Genomic DNA, 20,876 nt, shown 5'->3' with positions numbered 1-20,876 from the left:
GACTCTCCCTCTTTCAGTACCGGACCGCCAGGAATGTTGGGAGCTGCGTAAAGTCATTAGCGCGGTTTCATCCTGACCCGCCTGCCGATCCCGGACAGATTGCCGCCGGCACGACGTTGTGACTCCTTGCCATGGCTTGGCCATGTTGCGTCGTCACGCTTCGTTTCAGCGGCAATCGGCCCCGGCCTCGGCCATGCCGGTCAGGGCAAAAACGCTCTAGTTATCTTCCTTGGTGTGAAAATATGCGCGTTTGCGCTTCGAACTGATGATCGGCTTGATTTCCTGAGGACTGATCGAAATATCGGCGCCGCTTCCGGTCCTGCGAGTGGCTCCGATGACGACGGTCGTGTTCTTCTTGTTGATCGGCACACTGTTTGCGAGCACCGGCGACGGCGGCAAGCCACCGCCGACGAACACCGAAGAGCGCGTACCGCCGCAGTTGCCTGTCACGCCGACAGCGCCTGACGCGTTGAGCAGGTTGACCCAATAACCGCGGGCCTCGCCCAGCGATGCCGAACACGAGGCGGCCTTTGGTACGGGCCTGTTGGTACTGAAGGTCACCATGCCCCCGGCGATCAACGCCGTTGTCACGGTCTGCTCGCCCGTTCCGTACTGGTTCAAGTCCATGTACCACCCTTTGAGTTCAGACTGCGGCAATACCGCTGGCGTCGAACAGCTTGTCGAGTTGGTGTAGTTAGCGAGGCTATCGAGGTCAGCCGCTGTCGTCGTCGAAGCAAGATCGTCCTTGAAGACGTAAAAGCGGTTCAGCACATTTTCCCTAAACGGGTACTGCGTGCCGAGTGGATGCTCGCGGTCGCCGGTTCCGATGGCAACATATACCTTATCCTTATTGGCTAGCACTGCCGGCGCAAACAGGAACTTGCGGTAGCCGCCATTTGTGAAGGCAACCCGACGCATTGTCCAGCCGGCGGATCCCTGCACCGTCTTGTTGGAGCTCACGAAGTCAACGCGATACAGGTTGCCGCCGGTGTCGGCCGCATAGGCATAATCCGGATAGCCATCACCATCCGCGTCGACGAACGACACATCGGCTGCCACGCTGCGCTCGGTCTGGAACGCGGCAAGCAGCGCTCCCGTCCCGGCGTTAAGAATATAAACAAATCCGCCCTTCGTGTTGGCACATGTGGGCGACCGCGTATCTGCGTCCTCGCAGTTATCGTATCCGCCTCCAATTGCCAGCACCGGCGTTTCGGTAGAGTGCCCCTTGATGAACGCAATATTCGGCGTCGACCATGTCTGACCGATGCCGCTCATGCCGGATGTGCAGCCTGAGTCGTTGTCAAGATTCGGGCAGCCGGCTTTCCATTTAAAGGTCGGGCTGTCCGGATTGGACACGTCCAGCGCGTAGAGCATCCGCCCGCCGCGGCGCATGGTCGGGAATACCCATACTACCGGGTTTTGGTTGTCGCCATTCTGATAGACACCTGTCGAGCCGTCGAAGAAATAGTATTTCGGAATGCTGCCTTCGACCTTCGTATCCGGATAGCTGATCAGCGGGCTGTCAGTCATCAGGCGTGACAGGCGAGGGAAAAACTCGGGGGCGATGAAAGCCCAGCGCTCCTTGCCGTTGGAGGCATTCACTGCGCGGAACGTGCCGTCGTTCGCACCGTAAAAAACGGTAATGCCCTTCTCGCCGTAATTCACTGGCAACGGGCGTGAATGGATCACGTCGCCATGAATTGAAGGCCGCGTCTCGGCGACGGCATTATTAGCCTTCTCATTGTTGACGTCATAACCGCTGATGAAATTGACCAGGTTCGATGAAAGACCAGAGCTTGTTGTATCGAAAGCAGTCAGCGAATCACCTGTCTGGGTATAGAGGCTGCGGTTGACTGCCCAGGTCGGCGCCTTGCTGGTTACTGTCGGCGAATTGCCTTGACGAAGGACTTGCGCGACCGCTCCCTTTTCCACCAACGGACCATCAGGCGCATCTGAATAGGGGTCCCTGTCGGGGCACTGGCCCATCACTGTTTTCGGATCAAGTAACTGCCCGACGGGAAGCGTACCATCTGTGACACGTTCCCAGTAATTGGCGGATTCCGTCGTCCAGTAGCTCGCCGCGCATTCTGCCAAAAAGCCTGTCTGGCTGTTGACGGCGATCTTTGGAATAGGCTCGGTGGCATCGCCTAGTTCAATCACCCCGCCGTTATTGATGAGCTGATAACGCTTGAGGTTGCCGAACCAGCGTGGCCGCGCACCCGAATCGGGGCGGAACATGCCGATGAAAACCTGGTTTTCGTTCTGGGTACGGTTGGTCGCGTTGACTGGCAGACTGGTCGAGGCAAATGTCGTATTGACTGCCTGGATTTCGACCATGATCGTCTGCAGCGCAGTGAGAATCGCATCTTCGTTCTTTGCGGCGAAATACTTGCCGCCGCCTTCGCGCGCCATGCTCATCAGCAACGAGCTCTGCTCGGCATTGGGTTGCTTGTTATAGACGTCAATGGTGTAGGTAACTACCGACGACTTGATGGAACTGTCGGGGACAGGCACACCTTTCTTGAACAGGAAGCGTGCCCACTCGTCAGCATTGCGCGGGCCGCTGTCGACCATGGTATTGCTGGTCACGCCGTTGACATAAACGGTATTAGCGCCAACGACCTGGTACTGGTTCGTATTGGCAGGACAGGTCCCTCCAACGATTGTTGCAGTGCGAGTGACGGTATAGCGTGTTTTCGGTGTTGCAGTTTGACGAATAACTGCCTTCTTCACGTTGCCGCTTGCGCCCTGACAAGTCGCATCCTGGTCATTGCCGACCTTCGTGTACGTGCATGTGTAATCTGCCGGGCAGCTCAGTGTGCCGTAGTCGTGCGTGCCATTGGCTAATGGATCGGACCAGACAGGCAGATTGCCCGGATTTTGTCCCGACCCAGTGTAGTAGCAGCTGTTCGTTGACGCCGTCTGCACACCATACGCCGGTGCAGTATCGGCCGCGACAACTGTATATGAGCAGGAGCTGGCATTGGACGGACAAGCCAACCCGGCCTTGGCACCGGCATCGGCGGCTGTAGCAGCCGGCGCGCTTGCCAGATAGCCTGTCAAGCTGGAAGTGACTTCGGTCGTGGTCGGCGTCGGAATGACGCTACCCAATTTACAGCCCTGAGTGAACGCGCTGCACTGGCTGCGATATTCGTTCGCGGTAGCCACTGCATTACCTGTGTTGGTAAACTTTTTGCAGGTAACAGACGCACGGTCTGTTGCCGACCCGCTCAACGAGCCGATCGCCGAATATAACTGGCAAAGATTGTCATCGCTGTTCCAGCCGTAGCCATACGCAGTTTCGGCGCTGGCGCGGTCGCTGTAGCATTGGGCGGTATTACCCAACACGACGTCGCTGGTTGTGGTCTGCGTCGTGACCTGGGGTAGTTTAAGTTGGGTAGTATCGCCGCCCAGATTGCCAAGCGCTGTCGTGTTGGCCGAAGAGTCGGACGCCGGCCCGTTGTGGTTGGGGTTGCCGATGAAAATCACATAGTTGTTGCCACAGCTATTTGACAGTGACAGCGGCGATTTGAAGCGACTGTAAGGTGTTGCGTATCCATTCGGATCGGCAATGGGCGCGGGTAGAACGCCACTTGGCGAATAAGAGTTGGCGCCTGCGTAGTAATTAAACACGTCATACATCAGGTTGCCATACGGCGTGTTCGAATTGCGCTTCTCGTCGGGGCTTGTAATATTGTTGTAGATGGTGCTTAACTTCTGGCCAAAACTGAGCTTATTTTCACTGGACATGGGGCTGATGTTGAATCGCATGAAGCCCCCATTGTCATTCGCCGTGCCGCCAGTCACGAATTCCATCAAGCCCACGTTGACTGACGTGTCCAGCCCTTGAATCATTCGCTTAATGGCGTTGACTTCCGACTGTCCCTGGGTGGATCCGCCCGGCCATTGCTGGCTCTGGCGCGACCAGTTCGCAGTGTTGTCGAGCACGATCAGAATGTTGGGTTTGCCAAAACCTGCGCTACCTCCGCCAACGAAGATGTCAATATCCTCAGCAGCGGTTGGCAGTGACGCAAAAAGAGATGCGCCCCCTAACAGAGAGCCTGCGACGGCAGCGAATGTAATGCGGTTCATAGGTCGGGTTCCTTGCTATGGGCACTGGGTCGATACCGCGTCATTGCTCACACGAACGGCGACGCCCTGGGTTATCTCGACTTTTGCTTCGGTGACGACATCGGTGGCTTCGGCCTGTATTTCCCACACGCTGTCAGAGCAAAGGGAGGCGCCGGTTGCGGCGCCGGCCGTGCCAAAATTCTGTTGTTGTCCGACGACGCAGCCCACGTCTTGTTCTTTGGCCAAATCGAGTTTGGCCGTTTTGACTGCTTGTACCTTCGAACAAGTCGGTGGCTTTGCAAGCTTGATGGCGACGTCAGCTTTGCCATCTGCATTGGTGTCAACGCACTTGGTATTGGGTACCCCATTGCAGGGCGAGGGCAGCGCATCGTCGGGCGTGTCAATGAAGCGCGTGCTGCTGATGACTTCCGCGATGGTTTCCTGCGCGGCCGAATAGGCTTCGTTGCGCTGTTGCATATTGCCTACCGTCTGCAGACTACCCTTGGTCATGTTGACGCTTGTGATCACAATCAGGGTGAGCAGCACCAGCAAGATCAATGCGAGGATCAAGGTCAGGCCCTGCTGCTTGTTTAGATGCTTATTCATTGATCGTTCCGCCCTGCCGGATTGTTCATGCTCACCACCGTCGTATAGACGTGTCGTTTGAACGGGTCGTTGAACGGACCGGCCAGATTGGGTTCGCCGTTCCCGGCAAGGCCCAGCGAATACTGCTTGACGTCGGTGTACCCAGCCGTCTTTTCTGTGTTCCTGGCGAGAACGTGAAGTTTGACAGCAATGGTATTGCGCCACGCTTTGGCGCACGCGGTACCTGCGCAGGCCGCATAGCTGTTTGGATCTGCGGTATAGACCTTCGGAGAGCCCACTGCGTCGAGATCGAGGCCGTATTCGATCTGCAAGTTTTCTATGCCATTGACTAGCGGGATTGTGCTATATCCGTTCGCGCCTAGCTCCAGGCGCTTCAAGGTCGGAATGCCGTCGGACGCTTTATCGTTGTTGGCAACATAGTAGATATGCGTCCTATACCGGCGCAGCGGCGCCCGTGTCCCGGTTTTTGAGCCGGCATCGGAGCAATCTCGCTTGCGCAGTTTGAATGTTGCAGCGTTGTCCGGTCCGTTTTGCAAAATAAAATAGTTGAGAGGATTGCCAGACTCGAGTTCATCCATGCTGTTGCAGGTGGACGCCTGGAGAAAGGGCACGGTAGCGGTCAGCGCGTCGCAACCTGCGGTGCCGGCGATGCAGGCGGCGGTACGTCTGACGACGAGAATATCGGTGCCTGTCTTCCTGTCAGCGATACATGTTGGAGTGTTCGCATCCGCATCAAGACCTTGCACGTGCAACGGCATCCCTGCGATCAGGTTGGCCTGCGTGGTGTCACAGATGTCAGGTGGCGACGCCGGCGTCGCCAACTCTGTCGGGTCGAACTCGCCGTAATAGCCCGCCATTCGAATGTCATCTGTAAGCAGCTGGATTGCGTATCTACCGTTCTCAATCTGACGCGTAGCATTGTCGATTTCCCTGTACGATCGGCTGTTGGTCAAAAACAACGTGAACAGACCTGCCAACAGTATCAAGCCGAGCGCGACCGCCACCATCAACTCCACCAGCGAGAAACCTCGACTTAGCCCGTAGTGATGCTGACGCATGTTCAATACCTCTTGATCTTGGAATGCAATGCGGGTCATTGGCAACCTTGAAGACCTATCGAGATTTGCGTGGAGATAGCGCGGCGCATCTTGTCATCGTTGCCGTAAGCATCGTTGGCACAGTTAACTGCCGGCGCCTTGGTCGGGTGCATTCCCTGCCATGCCACCGTAACCCGGTAAACTGCCGGCCTGCACACGCCGCTGGTCTCGTCCGCGGTCTGCACCTGCGCGATGCAGCCACGCATGCCGGGCATTGTGCCGACCGCTTCGTTATCCTTCGTCGCTGAAAACCCTTTCAGCGCGTGGCTCCATTCGCACAGATCACGCGCCGCCTGTGTTGTCGTGGTAGTGCAGTCGACGGGTTGCTGGTCACCCGTGCCCAGCGGCGACGTTGAGACATACGCTGCAGCATTCTGGCGGTTGACGTCAATTCTCTCGGTCAGATTGGTCAGCATCACGAGCGCCTGGGCTCTTTCCTTCGATTCGAGCAATCCAATGCTCAGCTTGCTTTGCAGCCCCGCCAGGCCAAGCAGCCCGAATCCGAGGATGAGGACCGTGACCAACACTTCGATCAGGGAGACGCCAGCCATCCTGGATGGCGGACGCGACGGATGCTGTGGATGGGTCAACATGGGGTTTCCGACGAGCGCTGATAAGGCCGTCCGTTGAGATCTATCGAGACACACCGGTGCGTCGGGGACGACGAGATGGAAATATCAAAAATGATGTCGCCGCTGCCGCTGCGTAAACGGCCAGAAGGACTATAGACCATCGATTGAGGTCCGACGATGGAAAGCCCGCCGCTCGCGTTTTTATTGTGGATGTTGCGGTCTTCATCAACCGTGGCAACGCGCCAGCCCGCCTGCCACCCTTCAGTATTGGGGCTGATAACTACACTGGCATTGCGCTTGAGTGCCTCACTGCGTGCCAGCATGATCGACATCTGCAAGTCGGCTGCAGCCGACTTTGTGCGCTGATTAGCGATCATCGCCGACATGGACGGCGCGGCGACAGCTGCCAGGATGGCAACAATCGCGACCGTGACAAGCAGTTCAATGAGCGTGAATCCACCCAAAGCCAGGTGGAAGGAACATGGCTTCGGAAAAGTGAAACGAGGATCTTGAACGCAGCGCATTTAGTTAATTACTACCACTTGGAACTTGGGGACTTCGTACCGGCGCTGTCGATGGAAAGCACGACATCGCTTGCTTGGGCAGTGCCTGTTCTAGGTGTTGCTGTCACGGTGTACGCTGGCGGCAAGGCGTCGGCCACGGTAATCTGAACCGTATATAGGCTGGCTACCTTCTCCGGTGTTGACAGTCCGAGTAAGGCAACAGTACTTGCATAGGCGCGGTTGTCGATCAAGTATCGAGTCTGATGCTGCGCAATATCCACCAGATGCGCCTGCGCGGCAGCCCTGTTGGACTTCTTGATATGTTCTGTATATGAGGGGTAAGCGATGCTTGCCAGGATGCCGATAATCGCAACGGCAATCATCATCTCGATCAGCGTGAACCCATTTCTTGCGGCGACTCTCATGGTATTTCCTTTACCGATAATGACATGGCATCCCAAAAAATTGCCCATAGGAAAGGAAAATATGATGCCCCGCCCGCTTATAGGTTGTTATAAACACAAGCCGCCGGTTTGAACGGATCAAGAATGGAGCATGCCAAACCAGCAGGCAATTCGATGAAACCGCTGGCAGGACGCCCCTCGACACCCCCGCCTCTTCATGGGCAAAGCCAGGCTGACTAGACTCACTTGTACGCCGGAGAAACAGGGGCGACGCGCCATTCTTCCCGATGTGGCACGCAATGCCAAGCCAGCGTGTCGTTCTACTCGTGTCGATAACGAGTACAGACGAAGACACCGTTTCGTTGATGCGCGCAAAGCTGGCATCGTCGATATTGAACCAGTTGAAGTCTCCATTGAAGGTCAGATGCTTGTCCACGGATGTCTCGGCTTCGAACAGCTGCAGCACCATCTCGAGAGCAGGCACGTTGCCGTAGAGGCCGCGAGCACATACATGGCATCGGCTGCCCGTGCCGGCGGTTGCCTAAATACATTCGACGAATGGCGATAGACAAGCGGCAGGTGGGCCCTGCAGTCATGGGCGGGCTCCGTTCAGAATCAGCGAAGGCGCGGACACAGGGCAATCGGCGGTACGCGGATCGCTCCGGTCTTCGTGGAGAGTGGAAAGGAGCTTTTTCTTCGACAGCAGTTAACGGCAAGTCGAAGGCAATGCGTCCGGGGCGCATTCGTACAACCCGAATAGCGCTAGGATCGTCGAGGCCCAGCGTCTGTACCTGCGCCATCGCCGCCCCGGCACACCGGTGGCGATCGTAAAGAGCGCGTACCGTCGCCGTCAGAATATTGTATTCACGACGCTCGATATCCGGCCTTGTCCGAGCAGGCGAGAGGTACCGTGTCTCCAGGTCGTGTTTGTTAAGCGTTGCGAGCGGTTCGGATTGGCGCTGCGGAGCGCACGCGTATGCAGGGCACGCCGAGCACCGCAGGCGCCAATCCGTATCGCGCAGCAGCTTATCAAACACAGCCTAGAGCGTTTTCACTCTGACCTGCCTGCAGATCCTGGACCGATCGCCGTCGGCAAGGCGTCACGCCCTGTTCCAGCAGCAATTTGCCTCGGGCTCGACCAGGCTGGTCAGTAGGCGAAGTTGCTCAGCGTACCGTTGACAACGTTCGCTTCCCGGTAAGGAAGGGTGCTCCAGTTCGAGAAGTTGAACGATTGGCTGTCGGTGATCTTGCGTACGGAGATACCGCGCATGGTAAGCGGCTTGCCGGATAGGCAGGTCTCGGGCGCCATGGACGGTTGCAGCAGGTAAGCCGCCCCGGAACCGGGGACACCCGCATTGCTAACGCGCCGTGCCGTCTGCGAGCCGGCCGGCCCTTCGATCAGGAGCGCGGTCTGTATCGCCAGCCCGATGGCCCGAGCGCCGTTGGACGCGCCTGCCGAGCCCGATAGCACGCCGCCGGCGCAGCCAGTGGCGCCCTCCTGCCGGATAAGGCGTGCCATGAATGTCATTAGCCGCCCCATGCGGTCGCGCTCGTCGACATGAGCGTCGACAATGGCCGCGTCAAGTCCCGGTGCGACAATGAAAGCCGGCTGTGCGCCGGACTCGGATTCGATGCTCATGTACTTGTTGAATGGGTCGGCGAGAGCCTGTGCCGAAGTCACCGAACCGCGCAGCGCCGCGAAATCAAACCGTGGCAGCACCATCATGCCGGCCGAGGTCCCACCGACTGGGACGTTACGCGAGATCGCCTGGCTGAGAGTTTGCTCCAGCGCGGTACCACGCCAGTTCTTATAGTAGTCGGCCTGGTCGCCGCCGGCTATCCAGATAACGTCGGCGCGCCCGACGATCTCGTTGACCTTCGCATCATTGGCGGCAGTTGCCGACGGGATGACAAGGGTCTCCACTGACGACAATCCGAGTGCGGCGCCACCGACTGAGCCTGACTGCGCGGCTCCCGTAGTGCTGCATGTCGGATAATTCGAGTAATAAACATAACAATTGTAGCCATCGCTGCTGGTAGCGCGAATGATGACAAAGCGACCTCCCGAAGACGATGTGACGCCGGCACGGGTAATCATCCAGCGAAAGGCCTCGTCGACATCGTTGTCTCCGCCCATGAGCACCGTCGATGGCGAGCGGGGGCGTTGTCGGATGTCCGGCGTACGGTTCGCATCACCGGTGACATAGTAGGCATAGGATGTTTTGCCGCTAACATTGGTGCCGCCTCCGGAAATCTTGTCGGAGCCAGCGTAGGCGGACAGGCTGGCAGCAGCTGCGGCGACAATGAAGGTGCGGACCAGATAATGGGCGCACTGGCGTTGGCTTTTGAACAGCATGGCGTCTCCTTGATTTTGCGGTGGCAAAGCCGCCAGCCAACTATGCCGTGCCTTGTATTTCGTGCCGATACTACGCACCGTACCGTTGAGCAGCATCAAACCGTGATTGCCATTGAGTACTGGTGGCTGTATCACGGCGATATGCGCAGGACGTTCCGAATCTACCGTGCCGCAAGGCTTCTATCCGAACCGTCTGTCAGGTAGGCATCCTCAGGGCGGAATCCGGTGTTGAGGATACTGTTTTACTACCAGGTGAAGTCGTCCGGAATCTGGAAGGCAGCATAAGGGTCGTCCACATCCGTTTCAGTACGAGTCTTGTTCACTTTTACAACAAGCGAGGGAGCGCGCTCGGCAATCTTGTCGGCAATAACTCTTGGCACCAGTTCAGCAGCGCTGCCATGGCAGACGATGACGAGATTCCCGGCCATCAACTGCTTCTGCACCGCAGCCGACACATAGATGCGCTCGACCTTATTACCGTGAGTGAAATTGTAAGCAATGTCCCCTGCCCCCTTGCTCTGGCGATTGTTTTCCACCATCTGAGCAATCTGCGCCATGACTGCTTTTTCATTGGCTGCCGCATCGCGCTGGGCATTGAGTTCGCGTGCCCGCTCGGCGTTTTTTCGTTGTGTTTCAATTGCGGCCGCCTTCGCTTCATCGACACTCTGTGTGCCGCTTCGAAGCTCGATCTTTTTCTGCCGGCTTTTTTCGTGATTCGCTTGTTTCACTTTCTTTTTGTCGACCAGGCCGGCTTTCAAAAGCTGCTCTTGCAAAGAAACCATTTTCTACTCCATAAATAGGGGGCGGACTCAGGCAGCATCGCTAATCATCGCTAACCATCACGCTCGCATGGGGACACGACTGCTTGCGGCCTGCGGGACAGTTAACAACAATCAGAGTCCTCTGGCGCCGACCCAAGATTATAACGGTGCCGTCGTCCTTAGCCTCGTGACGCGGCTAGAACGTTTTCACCTTGACCGGCCTAGTCGAAATCGAGGCCGAGGCAGATTGCCGTTGGAACAAGACGCGGCGACGCGACATGGCCAGACCATGACAAGGAGGCACAACGCCGTGCCGGAGGCAATCTATCAGGTATCGGCAGGCAGGTCAGGGTGAAACCGCTCTAATGAAAAAATCACCGTCGATTACTGTTCTATGCGGAACTCCTAAGCTGGACTTTCTCCATTTAGCAGCGTAGCTAAGCGTCACAATTAAGCGTTCAAACAATGCCCATGGAATCTCGATCATATCCGGTGGATGTTTAGAGATCGTTAAAGTCTGCTCCCACGCTTCCACCGCAGGGCCATCATGCCCGAGAACGCGGCCGTGTCTCCGTATCTTTTTCATATCAGGCATCGGCTACGGCCACGATGCGTCGTGTTGGTTGCCAACGTTGGCCATGAACAGGGTTTGCCCCGCCCGCTTAGTGAGCTTACAGGGATGTCGCCTTCGATCTTGATAGTAGCGTTCCGATGTCGTGAGCAACGAGCAGCACGACAGAGCCGAATGCCGCTTTGCCCTGGGAATCGGCGCAATGATCGCCAGGCGAAGCCATAGCAGACCGCTGGCTTTGACGAAATGGCTGTGACTGGAACGCACCGGTCCCGATGAATACCCTCGGCGATAATTCGCTTGCCTCAAGGTCGCTCGATGGTGTCGCCAAGAGCCATGGCAAATGGACAAGGTCCAGCCGAGAAGGTAGATGTGGACGCTTGGGCAGCATATGCCCTGGGCTTCTTATCCTTCGCGCGTCAGGATGCGGCGCGGCGCTTTACGCAAGATCACGGGCGTCACCGCCGTATCCGCGCGACCGCCGGCACTCCTGGCTCGAGGCGATACGGAAGGCGATGCCGTAATGGCCTTGGCCGCCGGCACAATACTGGCGATCGTATGCTTGTAGATGAGCTGCATGCTGCTGCCAAGGCGTAAGGACAAGGCATGCTGATCAAATGACTCGATCATGCCAGCTTGTTTCACACCGCTTACCAAATAGACGATAACCGACATCCGCTGCTTGCGCAGGTCATTGAGAAAGGACGCCTGCAGGAGATCGCTCTTGCCGCGCTTCTTGTGCGTCCTGCTTCCCGACTTTTCAGGATGGTCACCTTCCGGTGCAAGGTCCGGCTTGCTTTCGACGCTAGATGTCATACCTGGCCAACATGGCTTCCACGCTAAAAGCCGGTCCTGGCTGCACCAGGCAAACGGCTGCTTCGCTGTCAATCTTTTTCTTGCGGCGGCCGGACTGGGGCGTTGCCATTGCTGAAAGCTGTTGACGCAGATGCCGCGCTAGGGAAATTCGTTTCTGGGAACGCTTCAGGCCGATGCGGCTTTGATACTGAAAACCATCCTCAAAGATGATTTGAATTTGACACTGACCTTCACCTTTTTCGGGTGCATCATTCGCCCAGCGTTCAAGTACGGCATTCGCCAGGGCCAATGTGCTGACGCGCGCGCGCATGACCACGCCGTCAATGCGTTCAATCAGAATCCGTGCGATATCGATCTTGTCACAATGTTCAATGATCAATTTCTATCCTTTGGCGCGCCATTGCGCCCAGTCTGGCAAGAGGATCAAAAACTCAATGTTTGCAGAGGTTGCCAACCGCCGGTCACCTGCTGCGGCTTAAAGAAAAAAGCCCGCAATCCTTGCAGAGTGCGGGCGAATCCAATTCAAGGAGAGTTGGAGGAGACGAGGACATCTTACCGGGCATTAACACTGCCGTCTTCTTTCGAATGCGAATGACAGATATTTCAAAATCTTATAACAAGCCGTGAAGGTAAAAGCCCGCAGCAATGTCATGCTGCGGGCTTTTATGTGTCTCCTGCCTATGCTCTTTATTGGATTTTTATACTGCCCCGCGATTGTGCACGAAGCGCGATGAAAAGTCATATGGCAGTGCAATAAATCCCATGGCGGGAGACCAGACTGATATACCTCCCATCGCACTAGATCAAGCAGGAATTCATTGACATGACATTCTTTCAAAGAATCCTTGCTCTTACACAAAGATCAGCTAAGCTACACAATGCACTTCATCGTGACCACGCTGACAAAAACTAAAAGCGGAGACAGCCATGTCAGTTCATCTGGAAAAATGCAGTAATCCCCTGTGTCGCAGGCTTTATGAACTTGAACATTACAGCCGGTGTTTCGCGCGTGAGGCCATATGCGCAGGGATGATTACATGCCCGTATTGCCGAACCGCTGTTTCAGCCAATCCTGCCCTCGTTTACTCTGCGCGCCCGTTGCCGAAAGCTTTTGAACACTGGCATACGGAAGATTTTTCTCCGCCCCGGAAAGGCGCGGACAAGGTCGGCAAATCACCCAGCTTGCGCTAGGCTATGCCTGATAAGCTTCTACGCGCTCCGTATTCGCATCATTGCTGGTCGGCGTATCACCAGGTTCTTTCAAGCGTGCATGCCGAATTGGCTTTCGGGTGTTTCTGCTAATTTTTCCACTGACTTGCATGGAGTGGACGCAATCACATAACGCGCTGCGTCAGTGGGCAAGCAGTCACACCTTGCACACTGATGTATTAAACGCTAATACCGGCACCGGATATGTCGCGGTTCTTCTTCCGCGTTAGCTGAATATCTCGATCGCCGAGCAGTAACTCCTTAACGAAATCGATGCACGCAGCATCGTCTCTGGCCGCATTGCTTGTTGTGACACGTTCGCCCAGTGCGGTGCCTAGCGCGAAAAATCTTTCGCCGGCGGTATGCATGGCCAGATCCAGGGTGCCTTCCCTGGAGCCGATAGCATCGCCGATCCATCCGGTGAAAATTTCATAACACTTGTCGTCAAGGTCCTTCGCCTTTACCGCTGACTGTGCCACTTCCAAAAACGAGACGCCGCCTTCGTCCGCATGGCGCATTATGTTGGCGAATCCATAAATGAAATCATCGATCGGTAAAAAGACGGTCGCCTTGGTGAACGCATGCGCAAGCATCATCCCGTTGGCGATGGTTTCACCGTTCCAGGAGCCTTCGAGTGCCAACGCAGCATGTGCAGGGAAGATTTGCAGAAGAGATTGAATATAAGCCCAACGGGTAGCTTCAGTTGCGCAAATCTCATTCATTTCCGTCAGTGTGACGGGTTTGTTGGCGAAGAATTTGTCAACGAGGGTTACATATTCGGTTTGCGGGAATTTACGCTGCCGGGTGCGTCGATATCGCTGGATGTCTAATGCTGATGTTAATTTCTTAATGTCGGATTTGCTGAATTCCATGGTCCACGCCTCTATGAGAGCCGTTAGGTGTTGTCCAGCTCAAATGGTTCATGCACCAAACAGAGAATTTTATGAGGCTCTTGCTGCGACTCGAGTTATCGCAATGCGACACTGATCGCAGTCATTGTCTGATTCGTTATCAAGCTTGATCGCATTTGTTAAGAATCAGCTTAAGCTTGCCGGAAGCAAGGGGCCTGACTACACGCGTGTCCACTGGTGCTACGGCAAGGAGGACTCGGCGTCCCCTTGTAACGCCGCCATGCGACACCTATTGCGCCTGTCTGGAAGGTTCGTATCCTCCGAATCCAGTGTGAACAGGCCCTAAGGCTTGGTTCGGGCTTTTGCGGTGAAAACCGGATACCTAGCACTCATGCAAACGCGCATTTTGCGTTCGGCATCGCTAAAGCGCCTGGCATATCACTCTCTATCAGAAAGATAAGCCTGCAGAATGCGCCTAGCGGCATGGCTTCGGAAGGCCGCGCTTCAACCGACAACGACTTCACTGATCTGACGAACTGGCGTGATGTCGGTGTAGTTGGCGATGTCAGCGAGGATTTCCTTGGCATGCGGGCCGAAGCCTGTCTGGAACGCTTCCAGCGACTCGCTGAAGATATGGCACATTGCCACATACGGTGCAGGGCTATCCGGCGCTCCGCCCGAAAGACCTTTGTCCACCGTGTAGTTCAGGCAGCTATCGCCCATCAGCCGCTTAACCATCGGCATGTGCTTATCGCGGTAATACTCGTGGTCGAATCGAGCACCGGAGGTATAGGGATACATTACGCTGACTTTAATCATGGCCGCTCCATGCAGGTATTGTGAAAAGAATTGGCAATCATGCATCATGAATAAACCTTGCGCAAGAATTTTGCCTGCACCACTACGGCTGAATACTGTATGCTTGTACAGTACAATGGATGATGCGATCATTCCTCGCCGTCACGCTTGCCCACCTTGTCTGATGACCCTCATGAAGGCCTCCAACACACATTCTATCGACCGTGCCGAATTGTCGGCGCAGCAACGCGCTGCTTGCCGTGCAGCATTGTTTACCGTGCATTCACCGCGTCGGCTGAATTTGCAAGCCGGCACACGCAACTATGAACTGACACAATTGCTTAAGGCGCATAACGCCGCGACTGCGGCCATAGTAACGGCTTATAACCCTGCGGGACAAAAGCTTCCGGCAACGAAAAACAAAGCTCGTCACATGGCGCTGTCCGCGGCCATCAAGAAGCTCAAACTCGCAGCGCTTCCGGCTGAGCGCAGAAGCGACGTCAATAGCGATCCGTCAGACGAAGCTTTTCTTGTCTTGAATATCAGTGGCGCGCAGGCAGAGGCACTCTTGACCGAATTCGACCAGCAAGCTTTGCTATGGTGCAACCAGTCTGGCGCGCCGGAGTTAATGGTGCATCCACTGATGCGGCAACGGGGATGGCGTCAGGCTTCGGCTGGGTGAACATAAAAAGCCAAGCGGAGTGATCGAAAACTGCGGATCGTATCCGCGTTCCTAGGCGGCAGCATCTTACGCTGATCCACATCGATCTTTTTCCAAATGCCGATAGCGCGCGACATAAACCTCATCGGGAAGTGGTAGAAAAGTCGTTACGAATCCCACTGGGATTTGACAAAAACACAAGTCTGTTGACTTTTTCTTCTGTATGGACTTTAATTTCTGTAAATACAGAAATTAAAGGAATCTCATGAAGCTCAGCGCCACTGCACAGAAGTTCGTCCTGCATTGGGGGGAAATGGGTACTCGCTGGGGGGTCAACCGTACGGTTGCGCAGATCCATGCTCTTTTGTATCTCTCGCAACAGCCTCTGACTGCGGATGACATTGTCGAGACTCTGGGAGTGGCGCGCTCCAATGTGAGCAATAGCCTCAAAGAACTGCAGAGCTGGAAGTTGGTCCGGATTACTCACGTTCTTGGTGATCGGCGCGACCATTTCATCGCCCTTCAGGATGTCTGGGAAATTTTCCGGGTGATCATCGAAGAGCGTAAGCGCCGTGAAATTGATCCGACGCTGACGGTTCTGCGCGAATGCGCAATCGAAGGTACGCAGGATTCGGAACTCGATGCGTCCGTCCTCGAGCGCATGCAGACGGTGCTGGATTTCCTCGAGATGCTGAGCGCCACCTATAGCGACTACCAGCGCCTGTCGCCGCAAACGCTGCAGCGCTTTCTGCAGATGGGCGGCAAGGTAGCCCGCCTGCTTCCTGCGAATGACAAGGAGCCGTCATGAGGCCGTTGCCGGACCTGACCTTGTATTTCGACGGGCATTGCCCGTTCTGCGCACGGGAAATGCGCCGCTTGAAGGATTGGAACGGCGCCGGCCGCCTTGCATTCATCGACATAGCGCATCCCGACTTCGATCCCTTGCCATTGGGCGTGGACCTGCCTGCGCTTAACCGCGAGCTGCACAGCAGGACGCGCGACGGCAGGCTCCTGGTCGGCATTGACAGCATGCTGGCGGCCTATACGCTGGTCGGCCGCGGACGGTTGGTATGGCCTCTGCGGAGAAACATGCTCCGCCCGAGCCTTGCACGCCTCTATCGCTGGTTCGCGCAGCACCGCTACCAGATTTCCGAACGCCTTGGCTATCGTTTGCCAGTGCAATGCAATGACGATGCCTGCAGTATCGGCAACCCGTTCATGAAGCAACCCTTTTCTTCCGAATCATGTATGGATTGACAGCATCACACTGATCGTCATGGTGCCGCCACTCTTCTGCTTGCACCGGAACGACAAGACCTTTTCCCTGCTTCACCCGGAATACATCAGCCGTCAAAAATTCAGCCGAGGAGATCACGCAATGAATACGCATGTTCTGGCATTGCCGCTTATGGTCGCGCAGGAATGCCTTGGCGCATTCGACACCAGTTATCAACACGAGATGCGGGATGCCATGGCCGCATTTCGTCTGGGGCGGTCCGCTTCAAACACCGACAGTGCCTCGCCAATTTCCTTCTGCAACTCCACGCAAACAGTGCTGGTCACCGGAGCGACCGGCTTCATCGGACAGCAACTGGTTCGCGCGCTGATCAGGGATGGACATACTGTCGTTGCCCTGACACGGCGTCAGAAAGAGGCCGCAAGGCTCTTCGACGGCAAAGTGCGGTGTATTGAATCCATGAACGATCTCGCCGCGTCCTTTCATATCGACGTCATCATCAACCTTGCCGGCGCCCGCATCCTCGGCCCGCGGTGGAGCAGCAAGCGCAAGAAGGTGTTGCTGCAAAGCCGCGTCGGGTTGACGCAAAGCGTCGTGGACTGGATCGCACGTGCGACATGCAAGCCATCACTTCTGTTGTCGGCGTCGGCGATTGGCTACTATGGCATCCAAAAGATCGGCGACCAGACCATGCTGGATGAAACGGCACCACCGCAACCCATGTTCATGTCTGACTTGTGCAGGCAATGGGAGGCGGCGGCGAGCGGTGCCATCGAGCATGGCGTCAGGGTGGAATGCATGCGTTTCGGCCTGGTGCTCGGCACGCAGGGAGCACTGCCGATGATGATGCTGCCGATTTTGCTTGGTGTCGGCGGCAAGCTGGCAAGCGGCCGGCAATGGCTATCGTGGATCCATGTGGAAGATGTCCTGCGCGGGATTGCTCATGTCTGGACACAGGCAAGACGGGAACAGGACGCAAACGTACAGGTTACGCCGCACACTTATGGAGTCACCAATTTCACTGCTCCGGAGTGCGTCACCCAACAGACGTTCAGTAAGACTGCGGCACGCATCTGGAAACGCCCTAGCTTTTTCCCGACACCGGGATGGCCTCTGCGGCTCGTCTTGGGTAAGCAAGCCGACTTGCTGCTGGAAGGCCAACGAGTCGTTCCGCGCCGGCTGCAACGCGAAGGATTTGTATTCCTTCATCCTGAGCTGGCAGGCGCATTGGAAAGCCTCAGGTAAGCTTGTTCACACTGTGCGCCAGACAGCATGATGCGCAGCGCCGCAGTCGTGCGGTCCAGCATCTTGGGGGCCATAGCCTCGCTATGGATTCCTGATCTGCCACCTCGGCCTTGCCAGTCGAGGGATTTAACAGGCTCACCCAGGCTCATCCTGCATGAAGTGACGTGAGATCGGTATCACCTTCGTACCCATCGAAAAGTTCATCCGGAATCACCGATGGCAATTTGCGAAACGTCAAATACGATCTGACCGGCGAAATCTATCTTTATCCCCGTCAGCAGGAAGGCGAATATCGGCCAAGTCGCTCCGGGCCGTAATTCCGGAGTCTGCACCGGCAGGGTCAGAGTTCAACGCCTTCCGCTCCCACCGATACATGTCGAACAGCAATTTCCTATCGCATCAACAAACCGGAAAAATTTATGCTTAACCAGCAAATACCTTTGTCTTCCAATCGTGTGCTGGAAGTTTCGGTAAGTGAAAAGGATGACTGCATCACAGTCTCCACTCAGATAATAACGAACGGCGTCCGCCCTTCCACCAAAACCTGCACGGTTACCAGTTTTCCGAGCGGACGTTCCCACTCTTGGATCTGCAGAGATAACAGGCCGAATGCGGAAGACCATTCCGCCCGTCAGGCGACTGCCATCAGACTGCCATCAACCTACTGACCGGCATGATTACCAGCGTTCGACATCCGCCTTCGTAGCAGCTGGAGCAGCGATTCCCTGGCGGAAATCCACGGCACACTTGTTTTGAATCCCCGGTCTCAATTCATCCCGCACGTGCCGCGCCAGGAGAGGAAAGCTAAGGCGAATCAGCCACTGGGCTCACCGGCAGGAATCATTTTCCCTGGACATGGTCTTGTTAATGCAGATGCCAGTCATGGCAATGTCATACTTGAACCAGAAAAAACCAGGGGAAATTTCTTGAGTGCAAACGCCGCCGCCTTGCCGCTTCATTCCATTCATGATTCCTGGCGTTACATCGAAACTGGCGCAACGCGCGATCTGCGCATCGACTTCATGCGCGGCCTTGTTTTTGTACTCCTGTTTACGACGCATTTCCGCTATCAATCCTGGTTCGCCCTCGTTGCATGGGAGCGCATCGGCGTTGTATCGTCCGCGGAAACCTTCATCATTCTCGCCGGCGTCGTCACCGGCGCCGTCTATGGCAAGAAGCTCAAGAGCGAAGGACTTGGACCCTGCAGCATCAAGCTGTTTCAAAGGGCGTGGACACTCTACAAGCTTGCTATCATCGTGGCCGGATCAGTTGCACTGCTGCGGCTGGTCCCCGGACTTGATACCTCTGCCCTGACAAGCTTCATCGACCCGGTCAGCGGCCATCGTCATGAACTTTACCCTCCGGTCGAAAACAGCGCGCTGACGTTCTTCGAGGTCCTGCTGCTGAAAGCCGTGCCTGACCAGTTTCAGGTCGTCGGACTCTACGTGGTGCTGTTCCTGCTCACCCCGCTGATTTTTTCCGCTATCCATCGTGGCAGGACCGGCTCCTTGCTTGTCCTCAGCTGGGCGGTCTATCTGATCAATTACCTTGCACTGGAATCTGAGCCCGGGACCGCCGCGCTGCCCGTCACCGGCGCGCAGTTCGAATATGCGTTTCCACTGCTGGCATGGCAGCTGATCTTCGTGCATGGCATCGTCGCCGGCTATCACAAGCAACGCATCCTGCAGTTTTTCCGCACAGGTGCCGGACAAGCGCTGCTGGCGACCTGCGTCGTCCTGTCCATCCTGTTCGCAGCCTTTTCGCTGAACCATCCGCTTGATACCCTGCCGGACTGGGCGGTTGCATCCTTCATCCCGCCGGATATCTTTATGCGCTGGTATCAGGCCTTTTTCCTCAAATACAATCTCGGTCCGGGCCGCCTGCTGAACAACCTGGTATTGCTGATCAGCGTGTTCGCACTGCTGACCGCCGCCTGGAGACCGATCAAACGTTGGCTAGGATGGCTGTTCATTCCGTTCGGGCAGGAATCGATGTACGTTTTCTTCGTGCACATCTATCTGATCCTTCTGATCTCCAATACGCCGTTGCCGGGCATGCAGAATGTCTGGATCAACACCGCCATCCACGCCGGCATGCTGCTGACATGCTGGGCCATGGTAAAAACCCGCTTTCTTTTCCGCTGGATTCCGCGTTAGCAAATAACAATCCCTGTGGACGTATTGCCACAATTGGATGCAATTCTTGCAAGTCTCTTCAATTCCAATAACTGTTTTTTATCTTGCAGCATGTCTTCTCATGGTATTGTTTCCTTGCGGCAATAATGACGGCGCACTCATGCATCCTCGATATCTGATGCGTCGCTTGATTGCCAGCCTCTTCCACTGGCAGCAAGAGAAACGAGATGACCGTCAAACAAAAAATTGCGGCCCTGGCATGCACGCTGGGGCTGACAGCGGGAGCTGGCGTGTTTGCGCAGTCCACACAAGTGTTTTATGACGATTTCAGCGGCAAGGGCGGCCTTGGCAGCGCATGGGATATCGCTACCTGGGTCAACGGACATCCATTCGGCTGCACCTTCTCCAACCAGGATGTTTCAAAGAGCAAGGGCGTGCTGCGTCTGAGCTTTTCCGGCAATTCAGGCAAGTGCGCAGAAGTACGCACGAAGCAATACTGGCAATACGGCAGCTTCGTGGTGGACATGAAGCCATCCAATGTTCGCGGCACCGTCAGCTCGTTCTTTCTCTACGACGGCGTATCCCGCACCGCGTCGCATCATGAAATCGATATTGAATTCATCGGCGGAACCTCGCTGCTGCATACCAATTTCTGGATCGCCGGTACGCAGTATCCGCGCGACATCGATTTGAACGCGCTGGGCATCGACCCCTATCAGCGCAGCCGCAAGTACAGCTTTGTCTGGCAGCCGGATGCGATCACCTGGCATGTGATGAACGATGCCGGGGAATGGATAGAGTTACGCCGTGAACAAGTAGATCTCGCCATGCCGATGAAGCTGATGATGAACGCCTGGTACGGCGACAATCTCGACACGGCGCTCTACTTCCCCGGCTATTACGACGGCAGCAGCGGCAAGGCGGAGTACAGCTCTGTCTGGATTGGTAAATAATTCCGATCCCGCCTCATCACATGCCGCTCT

19 protein-coding genes and 1 pseudogene are annotated in these 20,876 nt (G+C 55.9%); 7 read left to right on the top strand and 13 right to left on the bottom strand.

Features of this window, described 5'->3' with window-relative positions:
* Nucleotides 1–216 precede the first annotated feature (216 nt).
* Genes FH061_RS25785 through FH061_RS25755 form a run of 7 tightly spaced genes read right to left on the bottom strand, consistent with a single transcriptional unit; the run spans nt 217 to nt 7,689 of the window.
* Nucleotides 217–4,092, bottom strand: a complete 3,876-nt coding sequence (locus FH061_RS25785; protein ID WP_151638702.1) for a pilus assembly protein — start codon at nt 4,090–4,092, stop codon at nt 217–219.
* A 15-nt stretch (nt 4,093–4,107) separates the two neighbouring features.
* A complete protein-coding gene (locus FH061_RS25780) occupies nt 4,108–4,677 on the bottom strand; it encodes a PilX N-terminal domain-containing pilus assembly protein (protein WP_151638701.1) in 570 nt (189 codons plus the stop codon).
* Entirely contained in the window at nt 4,674–5,774 is a 1,101-nt protein-coding gene (locus FH061_RS25775; protein WP_151638700.1) for a PilW family protein, read from the bottom strand. The genes FH061_RS25780 and FH061_RS25775 overlap by 4 nt, the downstream gene beginning before the upstream one ends.
* Nucleotides 5,771–6,325 carry a type IV pilus modification protein PilV gene (gene pilV, locus FH061_RS25770; RefSeq protein WP_225984891.1) on the bottom strand — a complete coding sequence of 185 codons (555 nt, stop codon included), beginning with the start codon at nt 6,323–6,325 and terminating at the stop codon, nt 5,771–5,773. Before pilV ends, FH061_RS25775 begins: the two co-directional genes overlap by 4 nt.
* Nucleotides 6,326–6,360: 35 nt before the next feature.
* Complete coding sequence (locus tag FH061_RS25765; RefSeq protein WP_151638699.1) at nt 6,361–6,870, bottom strand: pilus assembly FimT family protein; 510 nt, start codon at nt 6,868–6,870, stop codon at nt 6,361–6,363.
* A gap of 11 nt (nt 6,871–6,881) precedes the next feature.
* On the bottom strand, nt 6,882–7,274 hold the full coding sequence (locus FH061_RS25760; RefSeq protein WP_151638698.1) for a type IV pilin protein: 393 nt from the start codon (nt 7,272–7,274) through the stop codon (nt 6,882–6,884).
* A gap of 10 nt (nt 7,275–7,284) precedes the next feature.
* Nucleotides 7,285–7,689, bottom strand: a complete 405-nt coding sequence (locus FH061_RS25755) for a hypothetical protein (RefSeq protein WP_151638697.1) — start codon at nt 7,687–7,689, stop codon at nt 7,285–7,287.
* Nucleotides 7,690–7,999: 310 nt separating this feature from the next.
* On the opposite strand from FH061_RS25755, the pseudogene FH061_RS31275 reads away from it, so the two are divergent.
* Nucleotides 8,000–8,131 (top strand): annotated as a pseudogene (locus tag FH061_RS31275) (precorrin-3B C(17)-methyltransferase); the annotation flags it as partial.
* 269 nt (nt 8,132–8,400) lie between these two features.
* On the opposite strand, the gene FH061_RS25745 reads toward FH061_RS31275, so the two are convergent.
* From FH061_RS25745 to FH061_RS25720, 6 genes are all read right to left on the bottom strand, one after another.
* Complete coding sequence (locus FH061_RS25745) at nt 8,401–9,609, bottom strand: cyanophycinase (RefSeq protein WP_192805262.1); 1,209 nt, start codon at nt 9,607–9,609, stop codon at nt 8,401–8,403.
* 245 nt (nt 9,610–9,854) lie between these two features.
* The gene (locus tag FH061_RS25740; protein WP_151638695.1) at nt 9,855–10,391 is read right to left on the bottom strand and encodes a DUF2058 domain-containing protein; all 537 of its coding nucleotides are present in this window, start codon (nt 10,389–10,391) and stop codon (nt 9,855–9,857) included.
* A gap of 955 nt (nt 10,392–11,346) precedes the next feature.
* Entirely contained in the window at nt 11,347–11,829 is a 483-nt protein-coding gene (hfq, locus tag FH061_RS25735) for an RNA chaperone Hfq (protein WP_225984890.1), read from the bottom strand.
* A complete protein-coding gene (locus FH061_RS25730; protein WP_151638694.1) occupies nt 11,747–12,136 on the bottom strand; it encodes a hypothetical protein in 390 nt (129 codons plus the stop codon). Before FH061_RS25730 ends, hfq begins: the two co-directional genes overlap by 83 nt.
* A gap of 1,009 nt (nt 12,137–13,145) precedes the next feature.
* Nucleotides 13,146–13,838, bottom strand: a complete 693-nt coding sequence (locus FH061_RS25725) for a hypothetical protein (RefSeq protein WP_151638693.1) — start codon at nt 13,836–13,838, stop codon at nt 13,146–13,148.
* Nucleotides 13,839–14,321: 483 nt separating this feature from the next.
* The gene (locus tag FH061_RS25720; RefSeq protein ID WP_151638692.1) at nt 14,322–14,636 is read right to left on the bottom strand and encodes an EthD family reductase; all 315 of its coding nucleotides are present in this window, start codon (nt 14,634–14,636) and stop codon (nt 14,322–14,324) included.
* 172 nt (nt 14,637–14,808) lie between these two features.
* On the opposite strand from FH061_RS25720, the gene FH061_RS25715 reads away from it, so the two are divergent.
* The 6 genes from FH061_RS25715 to FH061_RS25690 all read left to right on the top strand — a co-directional run bounded on the left by FH061_RS25715 (nt 14,809) and on the right by FH061_RS25690 (nt 20,846).
* Nucleotides 14,809–15,297, top strand: coding sequence for a DUF3293 domain-containing protein (locus tag FH061_RS25715; RefSeq protein ID WP_192805261.1), 489 nt, complete (start codon nt 14,809–14,811; stop codon nt 15,295–15,297).
* A gap of 244 nt (nt 15,298–15,541) precedes the next feature.
* Entirely contained in the window at nt 15,542–16,084 is a 543-nt protein-coding gene (locus FH061_RS25710; protein ID WP_151638690.1) for a GbsR/MarR family transcriptional regulator, read from the top strand.
* A gap of 59 nt (nt 16,085–16,143) precedes the next feature.
* Nucleotides 16,144–16,533, top strand: a complete 390-nt coding sequence (locus FH061_RS25705; RefSeq protein WP_404822513.1) for a thiol-disulfide oxidoreductase DCC family protein — start codon at nt 16,144–16,146, stop codon at nt 16,531–16,533.
* Between the two features lie 121 nt (nt 16,534–16,654).
* Nucleotides 16,655–17,758: a TIGR01777 family oxidoreductase gene (locus tag FH061_RS25700; RefSeq protein ID WP_151638689.1), complete on the top strand. Its 1,104-nt coding sequence runs from the start codon at nt 16,655–16,657 to the stop codon at nt 17,756–17,758.
* Nucleotides 17,759–18,684: 926 nt separating this feature from the next.
* Entirely contained in the window at nt 18,685–19,914 is a 1,230-nt protein-coding gene (gene opgC / locus FH061_RS25695) for an OpgC domain-containing protein (RefSeq protein WP_151638688.1), read from the top strand.
* A 206-nt stretch (nt 19,915–20,120) separates the two neighbouring features.
* Nucleotides 20,121–20,846, top strand: a complete 726-nt coding sequence (locus FH061_RS25690; RefSeq protein ID WP_151638687.1) for a family 16 glycosylhydrolase — start codon at nt 20,121–20,123, stop codon at nt 20,844–20,846.
* The last annotated feature ends 30 nt before the right edge of the window (nt 20,847–20,876 follow it).

The organism is Noviherbaspirillum aerium, assembly GCF_008929045.1.
Taxonomy (GTDB): Bacteria; Pseudomonadota; Gammaproteobacteria; order Burkholderiales; family Burkholderiaceae_D; genus Noviherbaspirillum; species Noviherbaspirillum aerium.
Note: the sequence above shows the minus strand (reverse complement) of the source record. Positions and strands in the feature narration are given on the sequence as shown.

Bases quoted from the DNA above. Each gene is read 5' to 3' on its own strand.
- FH061_RS25715 (WP_192805261.1), top strand. From the start codon at position 14,809: ATGAAGGCCTCCAACACACATTCTATCGACCGTGCCGAATTGTCGGCG.
- FH061_RS25780 (WP_151638701.1), bottom strand. From the start codon at position 4,677: ATGAATAAGCATCTAAACAAGCAGCAGGGCCTGACCTTGATCCTCGCA.
- FH061_RS25710 (WP_151638690.1), top strand. From the start codon at position 15,542: ATGAAGCTCAGCGCCACTGCACAGAAGTTCGTCCTGCATTGGGGGGAA.
- FH061_RS25700 (WP_151638689.1), top strand. From the start codon at position 16,655: ATGAATACGCATGTTCTGGCATTGCCGCTTATGGTCGCGCAGGAATGC.
- FH061_RS25705 (WP_404822513.1), top strand. From the start codon at position 16,144: ATGCGCCGCTTGAAGGATTGGAACGGCGCCGGCCGCCTTGCATTCATC.
- pilV (WP_225984891.1), bottom strand. From the start codon at position 6,325: ATGGCTGGCGTCTCCCTGATCGAAGTGTTGGTCACGGTCCTCATCCTC.
- FH061_RS25745 (WP_192805262.1), bottom strand. From the start codon at position 9,609: ATGCTGTTCAAAAGCCAACGCCAGTGCGCCCATTATCTGGTCCGCACC.
- FH061_RS25760 (WP_151638698.1), bottom strand. From the start codon at position 7,274: ATGAGAGTCGCCGCAAGAAATGGGTTCACGCTGATCGAGATGATGATT.
- FH061_RS25725 (WP_151638693.1), bottom strand. From the start codon at position 13,838: ATGGAATTCAGCAAATCCGACATTAAGAAATTAACATCAGCATTAGAC.
- FH061_RS25720 (WP_151638692.1), bottom strand. From the start codon at position 14,636: ATGATTAAAGTCAGCGTAATGTATCCCTATACCTCCGGTGCTCGATTC.
- FH061_RS25690 (WP_151638687.1), top strand. From the start codon at position 20,121: ATGACCGTCAAACAAAAAATTGCGGCCCTGGCATGCACGCTGGGGCTG.
- FH061_RS25765 (WP_151638699.1), bottom strand. From the start codon at position 6,870: ATGCGCTGCGTTCAAGATCCTCGTTTCACTTTTCCGAAGCCATGTTCC.
- FH061_RS25785 (WP_151638702.1), bottom strand. From the start codon at position 4,092: ATGAACCGCATTACATTCGCTGCCGTCGCAGGCTCTCTGTTAGGGGGC.
- FH061_RS25740 (WP_151638695.1), bottom strand. From the start codon at position 10,391: ATGGTTTCTTTGCAAGAGCAGCTTTTGAAAGCCGGCCTGGTCGACAAA.
- FH061_RS25775 (WP_151638700.1), bottom strand. From the start codon at position 5,774: ATGACCCGCATTGCATTCCAAGATCAAGAGGTATTGAACATGCGTCAG.